This is a genomic window from Sphingobium sp. UBA5915, from assembly GCF_002431195.1.
GTDB classification, from domain to species: domain Bacteria; phylum Pseudomonadota; class Alphaproteobacteria; order Sphingomonadales; family Sphingomonadaceae; genus Sphingobium; species Sphingobium soli.
Genome location: NZ_DJDV01000049.1, coordinates 1 through 17,176, shown reverse-complemented (window position 1 = coordinate 17,176; position 17,176 = coordinate 1). Strand labels below are relative to the sequence as shown.

The window sequence follows — 17,176 nt, the reverse complement described above, 5'->3', positions numbered from 1 at the left end:
GCCGCTCCCGGTCAATTTTTATAGAGGGCGTCCAGGCGATCCGCATAGCGTTTGCGGATGATATGGCGGCGGATCTTCATGGAGGGGGTCAGCTCCTCATTGTCGATGGCGAAAGGTTCGTCGGCCAATATGAATCGGCGCACCCGTTCTATCACGGACAGGTCGTCATTGACGCGGTTGACCGCAGCCCGCAGCGCCGCCTGGTATGCCGGCAGAGCGCCCACGGCGTCCATCGGCACGCCTTGATGTTCCGCCCATTCGCGCGTCCATTCAGCATCAGGCACGACCAGCCCGACCAGATAGGGGCGGCGGTCGCCATGGACCATGGCCTGGCCGATTTCCGGTTGCAGGGTCAGCATGCCCTCCACCTTCTGCGGAGAGACATTGTCGCCCTTGTCGTTGACGATCAGGTCTTTCTTGCGGTCCGTGATGCGAATGCGGCCACGTGCGTCGATCTCGCCAATGTCGCCGGTATGCAGCCAGCCGTCCTTGAGCACCTTTTCGGTTTCGGCCGGATTGCGCCAATAACCGTGCATCACCAGTTCGCCGCGCACCAGAATTTCGCCATCGTCGGCAATCTTGACTTCGACGCCGTCGAGCGGCGGCCCGACCGTATCCATGGCGATGCCGGCGCGCGGCCGGTTGCAGCTGACGACCGGGCCTGCCTCGGTCTGGCCATAGCCTTGCAGCAGGGTGAGGCCCATCGCCTGGAAGAACAGGCCCACGTCCGGGTTCAGCGGCGCACCGCCTGATACCAAGGCCTTCATCCGTCCGCCAAAGCGCGCACGAACCTTGGGGATGAGCGTGCGGGCGAGCAACGCCTTCATCGGCGCGTCGAGGATGGAGCCTTTGCCCGCCTGTTCCTTGGCAGCGATGCGCAGAGCCTGGTTCAGCAGATAGGTGGGGAACTTCCCCTGCTTCTCGATCGACTTGATGATACGCGCGCGCAGCACTTCGAACAGGCGCGGCACGACGACCATGATGGTCGGCCGCGCTTCCTCGATATTGCTGGCGAGCTTTTCCAGCCCTTCGGCATAATAAATCTGTCCGCCCAGCAGCATCGGCAGGAACTGGCCGCCGCTATGTTCATAGGCATGGCTGAGCGGCAGGAAGGACAGGAAGACTTCGTCGCCCCAGCCGAAATCCTCGGTCACGACTGCGCCCGCGCCCTCGCAATTGAGCAGGATCGCGCCATGATGCTGCATCACCCCGCGTGGGCTTCCCCCCGTGCCGCTGGTATAGATGATGCAGGCCTGATCGTTGCGGGTCGCGGTCTGCGTCGCCGCGACAATGTCGACATCGGCGGCGGGGTCGCCGGCATGCGCCGCGATCAGATCGGCCCAAAGGTGGCAGGCGCAGCTGCCCTGCGCACCGCGCAGCGGCTCCATGCCGATGACGAAATCGGCCTGCGAGCGGATGACTGCGGGCATCAGCGCCTGCGCCAGCTTGGCCGTAGACACGATGACCGCCCGCGCGCCGCTGTCGGTCAAAATATGCTGATGATCGCGCGTTGTGTTGGTGGTGTAGGTCGGCACGGTGACGCAGCCGGTCGCCATGATCGCCAAGTCGGCGATGCAGAATTCGGGCCGGTTCTCGCTCACCAGCATGACCGGATCGCCCGGTTTCAACCCCTGTGCCTTGAGAGCGGCGGCGAGCGCTGCCACCTGGCGCGCGACTTCGGTCCAACTGAGCGAGTGCCACTGGCCATCGCTCTTGCGCCACAGGAAGGGCGTGTCACCCTTCTCCTTGGCGCGGGTGAAGAACATGGTGACAAGGTTGGGAAATTTCTCGATCGCCCTCAAGGCTCAACTCCTGCGGTTTCCGGCGCGTCTGGCGCGCGCCTGTGCATGTTTCAAGGCTATAAACGCCCCCTGCCGTAACGGCTATGCCTTTTGCACGGTTGCGTCAGTCGAACAGGCCGTTCTGCACATCTTGCGGTGGATTGAGGCCCAGATGCTTCCAGCCGGGGCCGTTGAGGCATCGGCCGCGCGCGGTGCGGGCGATCAGACCAAGCTGGATCAGATAGGGCTCGATCACTTCCTCGATCGTGTCGCGTGCTTCCGACAGGCCGGCTGCGAGCGTTTCGACGCCGACCGGGCCGCCGCGATAGATATCGGCAATCATCATCAGATAGCGCCGGTCCATGAGGTCGAGGCCAAGCTGGTCTACCTCCAGCCGTTGCAGTGCGCTGTCAGCCACTTGCCTGTCGACAGCGGGTGCGCCCGCGACATTGGCGAAGTCGCGTACCCGGCGCAGCAATCGTCCGGCGATGCGCGGGGTGCCACGCGATCGGCGCGCGATTTCGACCGCGCCGTCGGACGTGATGGAAAGGTCCAACAGATGCGCCGCGCGGCGCACGACCCGCTCCAGTTCCTCGACCGTATAAAATTGCAGCCGGACCGGGATGCCGAACCGGTCGCGCAGCGGCGTCGTCAACAGGCCCTGACGCGTCGTCGCGCCGACCAGCGTAAAGCGCGGCAGGTCAATCCGCACCGATCGTGCGGACGGGCCTTCGCCGATCATCAGGTCGAGCGCGCGGTCTTCCATCGCGGGATAGAGCACTTCTTCGACCGCTGGATTCAGCCGGTGGATTTCGTCGACGAACAGGACATCCCCTTCGTCCAGATTGGTGAGCAGGGCGGCCAGATCGCCCGACTTGGCGATGACCGGGCCCGACGTGGCGCGAAAGCCCACGCCCATTTCCTTGGCGACGATCTGCGCCAGCGTCGTCTTGCCCAGGCCCGGCGGGCCGAAAAACAGCACATGATCCAGGGCGTCGCCACGCGACTTTGCCGCCTGGATGAAGATGCGCAGATTTTCGCGTGCAGCCTGCTGGCCGACAAATTCGTCCAGCGATTTGGGACGCAGCGCCGCATCTACATCTTCGGGCCGGCGCGCGGGGGTGAGCAGGCGGTCGTCCGTCACTTCGCCGCCTTTCGCAGCGCCAGGCGCACCAGTGCGTCAAGGCTGGCGCCTTCACCCAGTTCCCCTTCGGCCGCTGCGACGGCGGCGCTCGCTTCGGCGGGCTTGAAGCCGAGATTCTGAAGCGCGGACAGGGCATCGGTGCTCATATTGCCCACGGGCATCGCCACCGCGCCGCCCACGCCGATCGGGCCGCCAGCAGGCGCAGCGCCGATCTTGTCCTTGAGTTCATTGACGATACGCTGCGCCAGCTTGGGGCCAACGCCATTGGCGCGCGCGACCATCGCCTTGTCGCCTGTCGCAACCGCGCGATGCAGCTCGGCCGGCTCCAATGCCGAGAGGATTGCGAGCGCGACGCGCGATCCCACGCCCTGCACATGAGTCAGCAGCCGATACCAGTCGCGCTCGTCTGCACGGGCGAAGCCGACCAGCCGGATCGAATCTTCGGCCACCAGCATTTCGGTGTGAATCGTGACGGCTTCGCCGACCGGCCCCAACGCCGCCAATGTGCGCGACGACGCGCCGACGAGATAGCCGACTCCGCCGACGTCGATCACCGCATGGTCAATGCCTGTGCTGTCCAAAAGCCCCCTGAGTTTCGCAATCATGCCCGCTGTCCCATGGTCATGATCTGTTCTTTACAGGCTGCGCCATCACATACCAGTCCCAAAGCACGGCACCTTTTGCATGCCCGCGCGTATTGCAGCCCGACTCTGACCAAGGATAATCCCATGAATGCTCCGCTGCTGTCGCCCAAGGATTTCGAATTCCCCGCCATCGCACTGTCTGGCGTGGTCGATCACGGCATGTATCTGCATTTCAAGAACTGCCTGACCGGCGCGCCGCAGCAAGGGCTGGTGGTGGTCGAGATTTCGACGCTGGGCGGCGACCCGGAAATCGCGCGCATGATGGGTGAGGATATCCGGTTCCATTCGGACCTCTATCCCGATCGGCGACTGGTGTTTCTGGGTAAGACCGCCGTCTATTCTGCGGGCGCGACCTTCATGAGCTTTTTTGCGACGGAAAATCGATATCTGACGCGCGGGACGCGGGTGATGATCCACGAACGGCTGATCACCAAGACGGTGAACCTGTCCGGCCCGCTGTCCACCTGCATCGCCACGCTCAAGGCCAATATCCACGAGATCGAAACATCGATCGCGATCCAGAATGAAGGGTTCCAGAACCTGATCCTGGGATCGCAGGTCACGATGGACGAGGTGCTACAGAAGGCGCCGGAAAACTGGTATCTGGAAGCCAATGAAGCACAAGCGAGGGGGTTGGTGGCTGCGGTCTTGTAAAAGACCAGGCCCGAACCGTCCGGATAATCGAGCGCAGTGCAGGACGGGAGAGGGATGTGGACGCGCGATATGAGATCAGGGCCGACCCGGCGCGGGGCATGATCCGCGTCCACATGGGCGGTTTTTTCGATCAGTCGGATGTTCAGTCTTTCGCGGCGGACTATCGTGCGGAACTTCGCCTTGTGGCGCATCCCGGTCAGCTGACGCTGGTCGATATCCGCGACATGAAGATCCAGGCGCAGGACGTCGTCGCGGCCTTTGGATCAGTGATGGCCGCGCCCGATATCCGGTCCCGTAAGCTCGCCTTCCTCTGCGGATCGACACTCGCCCGGTTGCAGGCGCAGCGCCTGACCGACCGGGAGGGCGTCGCCTTTTTCGACGATGCGGCAGCAGCGGAGGCGTGGCTGCTGGCCTGAGTATGCCGTCCGTGCGCAAGCGCCTTCATCGCTTGCTTACGCTTTTCTGCTAGGCATGGCGCCCATGTCGAAGAGTGATTCCTGTCCCCGGTCCGCCGTCAGCCATGGTGTCGGCATAGCCGGCCTTGCGGGGCTTGCGCTATGGACCATCGTCGCCCGCCATTATGGCATGAACGGTCCCAATGCCGGCCTGGCGGCAGTCGTGGCCTGCGGCGTGCCGATGGTGTTGTGGTCGTTGATCGTCGACAAGGTGCATCGCAACGCATCGACCGGCATCGACTGGTCCGCCCCGCCCCGGCCTGTCCGCGACGTGCTCGACATCAGCATCGTCAAGATCGCCGGCCTGTGGGCGACATGGCTCGCCATTGCCATCTTCTATTGCATCGCGCGCTGGTATTGGAGCGGCAATTACCGCTTTTCCATGGACCTGTTCATGAACGCCGCGCCCTGGATGCTGGCGGCGTCCATTCCCTATATCCTCTGGGTCGACAGGCGGCTGATCGAGCCACGCGATGCGACCTATAGTTTCGGGCAGTGGGTGATCGGCGGCGCGGCCGGCGCGGCGGACATGGGGCAAGTCGCCAATCACGCCCGCGCCTGGGCGGTCAAGGGCTTCTTCTTGGCCTTCATGGTCTCGATCGTTCCAGGCAATTTCGCCAGCGTGGTCGAATGGCGGGTCAGCGATGCGATGTCCCACCCGGTGGCGCTCGCGGGCTTCCTGATCGCGATCATGTTCATGGTGGACGTGTGCTTGGCGACTGTCGGTTACATCCTGACCTTCAAGCCGCTCGATTCCCACATCCGCACCGCCAATCCCTATTTAAGCGGCTGGTTGGCGGCGCTGATCTGCTATCCGCCCTTTGTCCTGATGGGCAATGGCGGGCCGCTTGACTATCATTCCGGCGGCGCGGAATGGGACGTCTGGACACAGGGGTCAACGGCGCTGCAATGGGTTCTGGGCGGCTGGCTGGTCCTGCTGACCGCTATCTATGCCTGGGCGACCGTGGCATTCGGCATCCGCTTTTCCAACCTCACCCATCGCGGCATATTGACCCATGGCCCCTATCGATGGACCCGTCATCCTGCCTATCTGTCGAAAAATCTCTTTTGGTGGTTTGCCTCGCTGCCGTTTCTGACGGTCACGGGCTCCGTTACTGACATGGTGCGCAACTGCGCGATGCTGGCGCTTACCAACGCGGTCTATTATTGGCGCGCCAAGACCGAGGAGCGGCATTTGTCGGCTGATCCCGATTATCGCGCCTATAGCGACTGGATGGAGCGCAACGCGCCGGTGCCCCGCTTCTTCGCCTGGGCAACCGGGCGCAAGCGACAGGTGCAGATCAGCCAGCAGCCGGCCGAATAAAGGTCAGAAGCTTTCACCGGCATAGACGCGACTAAGGTCGCCCTGCCATTCGCCATGATAGCAATCGAGCAAGCGTTCGGCATTGGTCTTGCCTGATGCGGCGACGTCTTCCAGGAAGGACAGATAGCCGGTCTCATTGTCGCCCGACCCATTGAGGCGGGCGCGCGCGGCAAGCCCCGAGCGGGCGATGTCGATCACCTCGCGCGCAATGTCGCGCAATTTGCGGCCGCCGCCGACCGGCGCGTCGAGGCCCAGTTTGGGGACGGAATCGCGCAGCGCCTGCCGCTCTTCCATGCTCCAGTCCTTCACCACGTCCCAGGCCGCATCGAGCGCTTGGCTATCGTAGAGCAGGCCGACCCATAGCGCAGGCAGCGCACAGATTCGGTTCCACGGCCCGCCGTCCGCGCCGCGCATTTCCAGAAAGCTTTTCATCCGCACTTCGGGGAAGGCGGTGGACAAATGATCCTCCCAATCCTTCTCGGTCGGCTTTTCACCCGGCAGAACGGACAATTTGCCGTCCAGAAAGTCACGGAAGCTAAGGCCCGCCGCATCGATATATTTGCCGTCGCGGTAGACGAAATACATCGGCACATCGAGCGCATAGTCGGCATAGCGTTCATAGCCAAAGCCGTCTTCGAACACGAAGGGCAGCATGCCGGTACGCGCCGGGTCGGTATCCGACCAGATGTGGCTGCGATAGGAAAGAAAGCCGTTGGGCTTGCCGTTGGTAAAGGGCGAATTGGCGAACAGCGCGGTCGCCAGCGGTTGCAGCGCCAGGCTGACGCGAAACTTCTGCGCCATGTCGGCTTCGCTGCCATAATCCAGATTGGTCTGGATGGTGCAGGTCCGCAGCATCATGTCGAGGCCAAGTGATCCGACGCGCGGCATATGCCGCAGCATGATCGCATAGCGGCCCTTGGGCATGATCGGCAGGTCGGACCGGCTCTTGTCCGGCCACATGCCAAGGCCAAGGAAGCCCAGGCCCAGCTGGTCGCCGACATATTTCACCTGTTCCAGATGCCGGCCCGTCTCCGCGCAGGTCTGGTGCAGATTTTCCAGCGGCGCGCCCGACAGTTCGAGCTGGCCAGCGGGCTCCAGGCTGATCGTGCCGTCGCTGCCCGACAGGGCGATAATCTTGCCGCCTTCATAGACCGGGTCCCAGCCAAAGCGGGTGAGGCCAAGCAACAGCGCGTGAATGCCGCCCTTTTCCTCATAGGAGGGGGCATGATGATCGCCGCGGTCGTAGACAAATTTTTCATGCTCGGTGCCGATGCGCCAGCGGTCCTTGGGTTTTTCGCCCTTGGCAAAGGCCGCGATCAGCTGGTCGCGGCTTTCGATGACGGGATCATGACCCGCTGAGTCGGTTCTTGTGCTCATGCCACGCCCTTAGTGCTTCCCCCCGGCGCGTCAAACCGGACCGGCCGCGATCAGATAAGTTGCCACCGCTGGCAAGGCAAGAAGATAGCGAAACGAAACTAGTTCCAGTCGCCGTTGATCGCCATCCAGGCTGATGTCGCCGCGATGGCGGCGGTTTCGGCGCGCAGAATGCGCGGGCCGAGCGATACGGCTACCGCGCCCGGCGTCGCTTGGATCGCGTCCCGCTCCTGCGGGTCGAATCCGCCCTCTGGCCCGACCAGGAACGCGGCGGGGCCGGGATGGGCGCGCAGCGTCTGTTCCAGCGGCGCGCCACCGCTTTCGTCCGCGAAGAAAAGATGGCGGCGGCTGTCCCAATTGCCAAGGAGCGCGTCCAGCTTCATCAGCGAGCCCAGATCGGGCAGGGCGGTGCGTCCGCATTGTTCAGCCGCTTCGACCAGATGCGCGTGCAGCCGATCAAGGTTCAACTTGTCGACGACAGCGCGGCGGGTCAGCACCGGTTGCAGCTTGGCGACGCCCAGTTCACACGCTTTTTCCGCGATCAGGTCGATGCGGCCCTTGCGGATGGGCGCGCAGCACAGCCAATAGTCAGGGACCTGCTCGGGCGCCCTGGTCTGCGCCACGCATTCCAGCACCAGATCCCGCTTGCGAATGTCGCGCGCGCGCGCCGCCCATTCGCCCGAGCGGCCATCGAACAGCAAGACAATATCGTCCGGCTTCACCCGCATGACGCTGATCAGATAATGGGCCGGGTTGCCATCCACCGGCACGGCAACGCCGTCGCCCAATTGCGTTTCGACATGCAAACGCGGGGCGCTCTGCGGCGGCCAGGCGGGGGTGGCGGTCATCGGCAAGCTCTTGCCGCACCGTGATGCGCCTGTCGAGCGGCAGTTAGGCTCGAAACGGCTTCAGCCCAGGTTGAGAGGGATATAGGCGGGTCATCAGCCGCTCAGGATCCAAGCTGAAATGCGCGGCCACAGAAGCGCCAATGACAGCTTCGGCAGCGATGGTCGGTCTCAGGTCGCGGCCATCGAGCAATGCGGCCGGGTTTAGTCCAGGCCAGTCCGCATCGACCTGCCCAGCCCCGTCCAATGCGCCGCCCATCAGCATCATCAGCCCACCTGTGCCATGATCAGTGCCTGCTGTCCCATTTATCGCAACGGTTCGACCGAATTCGGACGCGACAATCACCAGCGTTTTTGTCCAGGCAGCACCCAATCCGTCGGCGAGCGAAGCGATCATGGCATCGAGATTCTTGAGTTGCATTGCCATGCGCGGTGCCTGTGAGCTGTGCATATCCCACCCATCGCTTTCCATCATCATGATCCGCGCACCGTGGGGTTGCGCCAGCATCTGCCCGGCGAGCATGCCGATAGCGGCGGCACCGCGGTGTCCGTCCAGGTCGAGATTGTCCGCGAGTTCGTGCGTGGCGCGCGCGCTGTCCCAAAGCGATGCCAACTGCGCATCATCAGCATATAGGGCTGAAACGCGCGTCATAATATCATCAGACGCATCGGAAAGTGCCGATGGCGCATAAGTCGCGACCTGTGTGGAACCCCGCATTGCCATGGGTACGGATGGCGCGATGGCCATGGCCCGGTCCTGCATGGCCGGCAATTGCATCAGCAGACGGCCTACCCAGCCGGTTTTTTCGGTGTAGGGTTGTCGCCCACCACTCTCCAGAACATTCTGCCCGTCAAAGTGGGAGCGGTCGCGATAGGCCGAGGCGCTGGCATGAACGAAACGCGCCTGTTTCTGTTTGGCGAGCAGTCCGACCCGCTTCAGCGAAGGATGCAGGGTGAAGAAGGATTCACCCAGCACTTCTCCGCCCAGCAAAGTGTCGGCCATAACACCGCGCTGCTTCAGGAAGGCGGGATCGCCGGTGGGTGCAAGGATATGAAGGCCATCGGCCGCACCGCGCTGGATGATGAAGACGAAGCGTTGTTCCGTGGCTGCAGGCCCTGCATAGGCGATGCGGGGCAATAAGGCTGTCGTGGCAAGCGCGCCAGCGGCGCCAAGAAATCGGCGTCGATCCAGCATCTCCTATCTCCTCATCATCTCTGGCGCGACCAGCAGCAATGCCATGCCTTGTTGCGGGCTTTCCGCCCGAGCGACTACCTGCGCGGTCGCGGGACGAAGCGCCTCGCTAAAAACCCGACCGGCAACCTCGCGGGGGTCAGTTGCCGGAGATGTGTGTCGGGCAAGCCTTTGCGCAACCTCTACGCGTCGGAAAAGTGCCTCCGGCCCGGCCCAGTCCCCCGCAGAGTCGGCGAAACCGGCAGGAGACCCCGGTTGCCAAATGGGTTGGCCAAGCTGCGCGAAGAGGCCAGCGAGTTGATGGTCGGCCTGATCGGGATTGTCAGGCATTTCGGGCACGCCACCTTGCAAGCGAAATGCGCCGATCAGCCAGTCCCAGGGGGTGCGGAATTTCGATTCGGTATTGGCCCAGGCCTCGGGCGCAGTGATGAGCGCCGCATAGACCGCGCGCAAGTCTCCACCTTTTTCCAGATAGACTGTCTCCAAGCGTGCCACCAGGGGAGCGGGGGGTTCGTCGGCGATGAAATGTCGCGCAATCTTGGTGGCAAGATGCCGCGCTGTCGCTGGATGGCGGGCGAGGTCGGTCAGAATGGCGCGGACTTGTTGCATTCCCGCCTGCGGGTAGGTTCGATCGAGAATCGTCCGCCTCCCCGGTTCATGAAGGGGTGGCGCAAACAGGAAATCGCCCGGTTCGCCCCCTAGCCGCGTGGTCAGTCGTTGCACCGGGCCGTTGCCCAGGCCAACGGCGGTCCAGCCTGTCAGCGCACGGGCCAGTTCGGTCACATCGCTCTGGCTGTACCCGCTGCGCGCGCCCAGCGTGTGAAGTTCCAGTATTTCGCGCCCCAGATTTTCATTCAGGCCCTGATTTCTGCCACGAGCGGCTATTTTCTGTCCGAATTGGCTCTTGGGGCCAATGGATTGTACCTGATCCAGATAAAGCAGCATTGCAGGGTGCTGGACGACGGCAAGCAGCATGTCTTCGAACCGGCCGAGGACATGAGGGCGTATCGCCTCGAACTCCATCAATCCGGCAAGGCCAAGCACAAGCGGCTTGTCGATCGACACCGCAAAATGATTCGACCAGAAATGGACCAGACGGTCGACAAATGGCGTTTCGCTGGCCACGGCCGCGCGAATCCGCACAGCGGCTTGAGCCTCATAATGGCCGCGAAATTGTCGGCTTTGCGGAAGCTGAGCTACTTTCACCTTGGCGTCGCCCGCCATGGACGCAGCCTGCATCGCTTGCTTGCGCGCGGTGCGAAGAGCATAAAAGTCAGCGATTATGCGCGCGCGCGACGCCAGCGCACCAGTGCTGGCAAGGTCGGGGCGGTAATCGTCCATCTGATCGCGCAACCACCCGATCGGATCGGTCAGTGGCTCATCGCCCGGCCTGGGGCCTAGGCCGAAGCGGCTCCAAGCGATGTCGGTCTTTCTCATGAGCGTTATTCCTCTTACCCGACCACTATGCGCTAAAATTGTCGCAGAAATGTCCCAAGCTGGTAAGGTGAGGGCTATATGCGACAGGCCGAACGGGCTTTTCGGATCGCGACGCAGTCGATAGTTGGAGCGCATGACTGATACCATCGTCCCCGACAGCCAGGCGCGCAGTCTGCTGGCGCGGTTGCCCCCAACGCCTCGCATGCTGGCGCAACTGGCGCGGCTGGACCGGCCGATCGGCTGGTGGCTGCTGTTCTGGCCGGGCGCCTGGGCGGTTGCCTTGGCTGGCGGCGGCTTTGCACGGTGGCCGCTGATCGCCTGGCTGCTGCTGGGCAGCATCGCCATGCGCGGCGCGGGATGCGTGTTCAACGACATTGTCGATCGCGACCTGGACCTCAAGGTCGCGCGCACTGCCGCGCGGCCGCTTGCGAGCGGGACGATGGCGCTCAAGACTGCCTGGGTCTGGCTGCTCGCGCTCTGCCTCGTTGGGCTGGTCGTGCTGGTGCAGCTGCGCCCCTATGCGCAGGTCGTCGCGCTGTGCAGCCTGGCGCTGGTCGCGGCCTACCCCTTCATGAAACGCATCACCGGGTGGCCGCAAGTCTGGTTGGGTCTCGTCTTTTCCTGGGCATGCCTGGTGGGATGGAGCGAGGTGGCAGGCGCGCTGACGACGCCCGGCCTTCTCCTCTACGCAGGATCCATCTTCTGGGTCATTGGCTATGACACCATCTATGCCTTGCAGGACCGGGAGGATGACGCACTGATCGGGATCGGGTCCAGCGCGCTGTCGATGGGGCGCCATGTGCGCGCGGGCGTGACGTTTTGCTATCTGGCCGCGCTATCGCTATGGGCGGCTGCGATCTGGCTGGTGCGCGGGCAGGGCCTGGCGCTGGCGGCGTTGCTGCCGATGGCGGCGCACCTGACGTGGCAGGTCGGCACGTTGAAGGAGGACGGGATCGACCCGCTGCTTAAATTCCGCTCGAACCGCTTTGCCGGTTTCCTGATGTTCCTGGGCTGCCTCACCGTGGGAAGCGCTGCATGACGCCTCAGCCGGGCGCCGATTGTTGGCGGATCGAGCGGGCCGACAAGGCCAGCGTGGTCATCGACGCGGACACCTATTTTCGTCACGCGCGGGCCGCGATGATGAAGGCGAAGCGCCGTATCATGCTGATCGGATGGGACTTCGATGCAGCGATCAGCCTGGTGCGCGAGGAGGAAGCGCATGACGGCGCGCCGACCACGATCGGTGAATTCATCAGCTGGCTGGTCGATCAAACGCCGGAGCTGGAAATCTATCTGCTGCGCTGGGATGTTGGCGCGATCAAGGCGATGGCCCGGCCTACCAATTTCTTCACCACGCTTAAATGGATGGCGCACCCGCGCGTCACCGTGAAGCTGGACAGCCATCATCCGCCCGCCGCATCGCATCACCAGAAGATTGTCGTCATCGACGATTGTTTCGCCTTTTGCGGTGGCATCGACATGACCGGCGACCGGTGGGACACGCGCCATCATCGTGATGAGGAATATGGCCGGCACCATCCCGATGGATCGCCCTATGGCCCCTGGCACGACGCGACCACGGCGCTGAAGGGCCCGGTCGCCGCAGCGCTGGGCGACCATGCCCGCGCGCGATGGAAGGGTGCGGGTGGCGAGGAGCTGGAGCCGGTGACGGGCAGCTATGAATGCTGGCCCGAAACCTTGCCGGTGCAGTTTGAAAATGTCGATGTCGCCATTGCCCGCACTGCGCCCGAAATGGACGATCAGGACGGCCTGACCGAGATCGAGCAACTGTATCTCAACCAGATCGCGCTGGCGAAACGGCACGTCTATGCCGAAAGCCAGTATTTTGCATCGCGCCGTATTGCCGAGGCGATCGCCAAACGGCTGGCTGAGCCGGACGGACCGGAATTCGTCATCATCAACCCGCAGCAGGCCGATGGCTGGCTGGAAAGCCAGGCGATGGATTCGGCGCGCGCTCGGCTGGTCGAGGCCTTGAAGGCGCGCGATCCGCATGGCCGCCTGCGCCTCTATCACCCCTTCACCCAGCGCGGCGCGCCAATCTATGTCCATGCCAAGATCCTGATCGTCGATGATCGGCTGATTCGGGTGGGGTCGTCCAACATGAACAATCGTTCGCTGCGGCTGGACACCGAATGCGACATCTGCATCGACACCGCGCTGCCCGCCAATGCGGGCCGACAAAAGACTATCCTGCGCATTCGCGACGACCTGATCGCCGAACATCTTGACCTTCCGCTGGAGCGGGTGGCAGCGGTGATCGCCGAGCGGGGGCTGATCGCGGGCGTCGAGGAATTGCGGCAGAAGCCCGGCCGGACGTTGCGACCCTACCGGACGCCGGACCTCAATGCGGTACAGGAATGGCTGGCCGATAATGAGGTGCTGGACCCCGAAGGCCCGGAGGAAATGTTCGAGCCGATCAGCGAGCGCGGCCTGTTCCGCCGAATGAAGGGCTGGTTCGGCCGCCCCTAACCGATAGCCAGCCGGTCCAGCGTTTCGCCAAAGCGGGCGAGGGCGACCTCAAACCCCTCCGCTTGCTGGGCAAAGCCGATCCGCATATGATCGGGGTGGCCGAAGCAGTCACCCGGGGCGAGCAAGACCCCCTGCTTTGCCAGCGCCTCACATAAGGGCCGGCTGTCCTGCCCGTCCACCAGCCAGGGGAAGGCGGTCGTACCGCCGGACGGCCGGACCCAGGCAAGGGCGCTAGCGGTGCTATCCATAAATTCATCCAGACGCGTCAGGTTCGCGCCTGCAACGGTCGCCAGCCTGTCGAGTATCAGGCGGCTATGATGCAGGGCATGGGCGGCGAGTCGTTCGAGCAGGGGCGAAGCGCTGATTGTGAAATAGCTGCGCGCGTCGACGATGCGCCCGCGCCGCTCTGAATCGGCGTCGATCAGCCAGCCAGTGCGCAGCCCCGGAAGCGACAACGACTTTGACAGGTCGCTGGTGACGATGACATTGGCCAGGCCCGCGGCCGATTGCTGCGGTGGGCCGAAATAGAGCGGGTGATAGACTTCATCCACCAGCAAGGGGATGCCCCGATCGGCGAGGGCGGCGGCAAGCCGGGCAATGCCTTCGCGGGGCATGACGCTGCCGCTGGGATTATGCGGCGTGTTGACGATGACCAGCGCGGTGTCGCGATCGACATCGGCGAGGATGGCATCCGCTTCCTGGGCAAAGCCGCGCGCGCGTTCCAGCCTGTAGGTTCGGGCGGTGAGGCCCCATCCGCGGGCGACGGCGTCATAGGCCGGATAACCAGGATCGGGCAGCAGGATATGCGCGCCCGGTCGGGAAAGGAGGCAGAAGAGGATCGAAAGTGCTTCCGATGCGCCGGTGGTGGCGACGACCATGTCCGCATCGACGCCGTGAAAGGCGGCGATGGCGCTGCGCAGCGCAGGCGTGCCCGCCGGCGGCGCGTAGCTCAGAACAACATCCCCAAGATCGAGCGGCTGATCGCCCAGCGCACACAGGTCCGCCACACTCCACCGCGGCCCGGTACTGGAGGCCAGATTGAAGGCAATCGGCGGATCGGCGAAGTCGTGCGCCGAAAGCCAGTGATCCAGCGCGAAGGGCGGTAAATGCACCAAGACATGACCTCCTTGTCATCTCGGAGAAGAATGACGCAAATAGCTGCGCCGGAGCAAGGGCCAGGCGCGACCCGCTGGCCCTATTCCGCCGCCAGCAGCGCTTCGGCCCCGTGCAGGTTGACGGACACCAGGCGACTGACGCCGGGTTCGACCATGGTGACGCCGAACAGGCGGTGCATCCGCGCCATGCTGACGGCATTGTGCGTAACGATAAGGTAGCGGGTGTTGGTTTGCGCCACCATCGCGTCAAGCAGATCGCAGAATCGCTCGACATTGGCATCGTCCAGCGGCGCGTCCACTTCGTCCAGCACGCAGATCGGCGCGGGGTTGGTGAGGAACAGGCCGAAGATCAGCGCCACGGCCGTAAGCGCCTGTTCGCCGCCCGACAAAAGCGTGAGCGCGGCGAGCTTCTTGCCGGGCGGCTGGGCCATGATTTCCAGCCCCGCCTCCAGCGGATCGTCGCTGCCGATCAATTCCAGATGCGCCTGGCCGCCGTTGAAAAGGGTGGTGAAGAGACGGCGGAAATGGCCATCCACCGCCTCGAACGCGGCGAGCAGGCGCTGGCGTCCCTCCCGGTTGAGACTGCCGATGGAGCCGCGCAATTGATGAATGGCCTGGGTGAGTTCCGCGCTTTCGGCGCGGCTGGTCGCCTGGCTGGTTTCCAGCTCCGCCAATTCCTGCGCCGCGACCAGATTGACTGGCCCGATCCGTTCGCGGTCGGCGACGAAGCGGTCATGTTCGGCCTGTTCGGTCTGGGCAATGCGGATGTCGGCGCTGGCAAAGCCGAGCTTTTCGGGCAGCACCGGGGGCGGGCATTCGAAGCGTTCACCCGACAGGCGATTGGTTTCGATCCGGCGTTCGTCGGCGGCTTCGGCGCGGGCGACAGCGGTGGCGCGGGTTTCGCGAGCGGCCGCAAGCGCTTCTGCGGCTTGTGCCGCCTGCGCCTCGGCTTGGCGCAGCGCGGCTTCCGCCGCCTGTTCAGCGGTGCGTGCGCGCTCGGCGGTGTCGGTGAGCGTCGATCCTTGCGTTTCAAGGTCGGCAATCGCCTGGCCCAGGCGATCGGGTGCACCCTCAATCGCAGCGCGTTCCTGCGCAATGTCTTCGCCGCGCCCGGCCATGGCGGCGATGCGCTTGGCGGCCTCTCCGGCCCGGGCACGCCAGCCCTTAATCTCTGCATCGGCGGCGGCCTGCCTGTCGCGATCGCTGTCCAGCGCGCGATCGGCCAGCGCCTGATCGGCCTGCAACTGGCTGACGGCGGCGCGCGCTTTCTCGCTGGCCTGGCCGAGGGTCGCAACCAGCTGGCCGGTCGCCGCGCCATCGGGCATGGTCGCACGCGCGGCCTGCGCCTTTTCATGATCGGCCTGCGCGCGCTGAAGGTCGCTGCGTGCGGCGGCGAGCCGCTCTTCCACCGCTTCGCGCCGCCCGGCGAGCCGCTCCAAGGCCGTCGTCGTTTCATCGGCAGCGCGCAGCGCGGCGCGCAGGCGCTGGTCCGCTTGCGTCAGCGCGGTGCGCCCGGCCGACAGTGCGGCGACCGCGGCCTGCTCGCGCTCTTTTGCGTCGTGCTGCGCGGCATCGGCTTTGTCTGCCTCCGCCTGTGCCGCCGGGCGCGCTGCGGCGATCGCGTCCAGCCGGTTGAGGCGGATCAGCCGTTCGGCCGCCGCCGCCCCGCCCTCCAGCGCGACATAGCCGTCCCAGCGGCGCAGCTGCCCATCGCGCGTGACGAGCCGTTGCCCCACGGCGAGCGGCTGGCCTTCATCCCTGTCCACCACCGCGATCTGGCCCAGGCGGCGGGCAAGCGCAGCGGGCGCGGTGACATGGTCGGCGAGCGGCATCGCGCCGGCGGGAAGATGCGGATCCTGCGCCAGCGGCTCTGCCCCGGCCCATCGACGCTTGCCATCAGCCGAAACGGGTGCTTCGAGATCGTCACCCAGCGCGGCGGCGAGCGCGCGTTCATAGCCGGGCGCGGCCTTCATCTCGTCCAGAGCGCGGGCCTTGGGGCCTGCGCCGCCATCGACCGCGCGCTTGAGCGCGGCGGCTTCGCTATCCAGTGCGGCGAGGGACGCGCGGGCCGAAGCCAGCGCGGCTTGCGCCGCCGCGCGCGCATCTGCGGCGGCCTGCCTGTCCTGTTCAGCGGCCTCGATCGCGGCTTCGGCGGTATCGCGGTCGGCCTGCGCGCGCGTCTGATCGGCCTGCGCACTGGCGCGCTGCGCCATCAGCGGATCGGAATCCGGCAAGGCTGTGGCCTCGCTTTCCAGGCGCGCCACGTCCCGTTCCGTGCGGTCGCGCTGAGCGCGGGCGGAGGCCAGCGCGGCTTCGGCGACGCGCAGTTCGGCCTGCTCCGCCGCCTGCGTCGCCATCGCACGGGCCAAATCCAGTTCCGCGTCGCGCGCTTCTCCTTCGGCCGTCGCGATGCGCGCGGCAAAATCGGGCCTCAGCTTTTCGGTTTCAGCGATCCGGACCTTGAGCATCGCAATTTCGGCGGTCAGGCGCGCGATCGCGTCGGCTGCATCATTGGCGAGCGTGCCTTCGCGCGCGCGATCTTCCGCCAGCCGGCCGGCCTGCTGAATTAGATCGGCAAGGCGGCGAACCGCCGAGTCCCGTTCGGTGCGCAGCGCGGCGAGCCGATGGCCGGCTTCATTGGCGGCGTCACGCGCGCTTTGCGCCGCGGACCGGCATTCCGCCAGCGCGGCGAGCGCGGCCTGCGCATGGGCGGCCGCGGCG

The 17,176-nt window shown here is 64.8% G+C and carries 14 protein-coding genes; 5 read left to right on the top strand and 9 right to left on the bottom strand.

Annotated elements, in window-relative coordinates:
- Positions 1 to 11: 11 nt before the first annotated feature.
- The 3 genes from B2V90_RS06770 to ruvA all read right to left on the bottom strand — a co-directional run bounded on the left by B2V90_RS06770 (position 12) and on the right by ruvA (position 3,530).
- Positions 12 to 1,802, bottom strand: a complete 1,791-nt coding sequence (locus B2V90_RS06770; protein ID WP_228222269.1) for an AMP-dependent synthetase/ligase — start codon at positions 1,800 to 1,802, stop codon at positions 12 to 14.
- Positions 1,803 to 1,905: 103 nt separating this feature from the next.
- Positions 1,906 to 2,925, bottom strand: a complete 1,020-nt coding sequence (gene ruvB, locus B2V90_RS06765; RefSeq protein ID WP_228222270.1) for a Holliday junction branch migration DNA helicase RuvB — start codon at positions 2,923 to 2,925, stop codon at positions 1,906 to 1,908.
- Entirely contained in the window at positions 2,922 to 3,530 is a 609-nt protein-coding gene (gene ruvA, locus B2V90_RS06760) for a Holliday junction branch migration protein RuvA (protein WP_228222271.1), read from the bottom strand. The genes ruvB and ruvA overlap by 4 nt, the downstream gene beginning before the upstream one ends.
- A gap of 123 nt (positions 3,531 to 3,653) precedes the next feature.
- On the opposite strand from ruvA, the gene B2V90_RS06755 reads away from it, so the two are divergent.
- The 3 genes from B2V90_RS06755 to B2V90_RS06745 are packed head-to-tail and all read left to right on the top strand — an operon-like array spanning position 3,654 to position 6,002.
- Positions 3,654 to 4,223, top strand: a complete 570-nt coding sequence (locus tag B2V90_RS06755) for a hypothetical protein (RefSeq protein WP_009820451.1) — start codon at positions 3,654 to 3,656, stop codon at positions 4,221 to 4,223.
- A gap of 56 nt (positions 4,224 to 4,279) precedes the next feature.
- Positions 4,280 to 4,639 carry a hypothetical protein gene (locus B2V90_RS06750; RefSeq protein ID WP_228222272.1) on the top strand — a complete coding sequence of 120 codons (360 nt, stop codon included), beginning with the start codon at positions 4,280 to 4,282 and terminating at the stop codon, positions 4,637 to 4,639.
- A 55-nt stretch (positions 4,640 to 4,694) separates the two neighbouring features.
- Entirely contained in the window at positions 4,695 to 6,002 is a 1,308-nt protein-coding gene (locus B2V90_RS06745) for a methyltransferase family protein (RefSeq protein WP_414711579.1), read from the top strand.
- Between the two features lie 3 nt (positions 6,003 to 6,005).
- Here the strand turns inward: B2V90_RS06745 and B2V90_RS06740 are convergent, their stop codons facing one another.
- The 4 genes from B2V90_RS06740 to B2V90_RS06725 all read right to left on the bottom strand — a co-directional run bounded on the left by B2V90_RS06740 (position 6,006) and on the right by B2V90_RS06725 (position 10,850).
- Entirely contained in the window at positions 6,006 to 7,379 is a 1,374-nt protein-coding gene (locus tag B2V90_RS06740; protein WP_228222274.1) for a glutamate--cysteine ligase, read from the bottom strand.
- Positions 7,380 to 7,477: 98 nt separating this feature from the next.
- On the bottom strand, positions 7,478 to 8,224 hold the full coding sequence (locus B2V90_RS06735; RefSeq protein ID WP_228222275.1) for a 16S rRNA (uracil(1498)-N(3))-methyltransferase: 747 nt from the start codon (positions 8,222 to 8,224) through the stop codon (positions 7,478 to 7,480).
- 43 nt (positions 8,225 to 8,267) lie between these two features.
- Positions 8,268 to 9,416 carry a DUF1501 domain-containing protein gene (locus B2V90_RS06730; RefSeq protein WP_228222276.1) on the bottom strand — a complete coding sequence of 383 codons (1,149 nt, stop codon included), beginning with the start codon at positions 9,414 to 9,416 and terminating at the stop codon, positions 8,268 to 8,270.
- 3 nt (positions 9,417 to 9,419) lie between these two features.
- On the bottom strand, positions 9,420 to 10,850 hold the full coding sequence (locus B2V90_RS06725; RefSeq protein ID WP_228222277.1) for a DUF1800 domain-containing protein: 1,431 nt from the start codon (positions 10,848 to 10,850) through the stop codon (positions 9,420 to 9,422).
- Between the two features lie 133 nt (positions 10,851 to 10,983).
- Between B2V90_RS06725 and ubiA the strand changes: the two genes are divergently transcribed.
- Positions 10,984 to 11,889: a 4-hydroxybenzoate octaprenyltransferase gene (gene ubiA / locus B2V90_RS06720; RefSeq protein WP_228222278.1), complete on the top strand. Its 906-nt coding sequence runs from the start codon at positions 10,984 to 10,986 to the stop codon at positions 11,887 to 11,889.
- Complete coding sequence (locus B2V90_RS06715; RefSeq protein WP_228222279.1) at positions 11,886 to 13,340, top strand: phospholipase D-like domain-containing protein; 1,455 nt, start codon at positions 11,886 to 11,888, stop codon at positions 13,338 to 13,340. The genes ubiA and B2V90_RS06715 overlap by 4 nt, the downstream gene beginning before the upstream one ends.
- Here the strand turns inward: B2V90_RS06715 and B2V90_RS06710 are convergent.
- Positions 13,337 to 14,452, bottom strand: a complete 1,116-nt coding sequence (locus tag B2V90_RS06710) for a pyridoxal phosphate-dependent aminotransferase (protein ID WP_228222344.1) — start codon at positions 14,450 to 14,452, stop codon at positions 13,337 to 13,339. The genes B2V90_RS06715 and B2V90_RS06710 overlap by 4 nt on opposite strands.
- Positions 14,453 to 14,535: 83 nt before the next feature.
- Positions 14,536 to 17,176, bottom strand: a 2,641-nt coding sequence (locus tag B2V90_RS06705; protein ID WP_293920508.1) for a chromosome segregation protein, incomplete at its 5' end; no start/stop codon positions are given.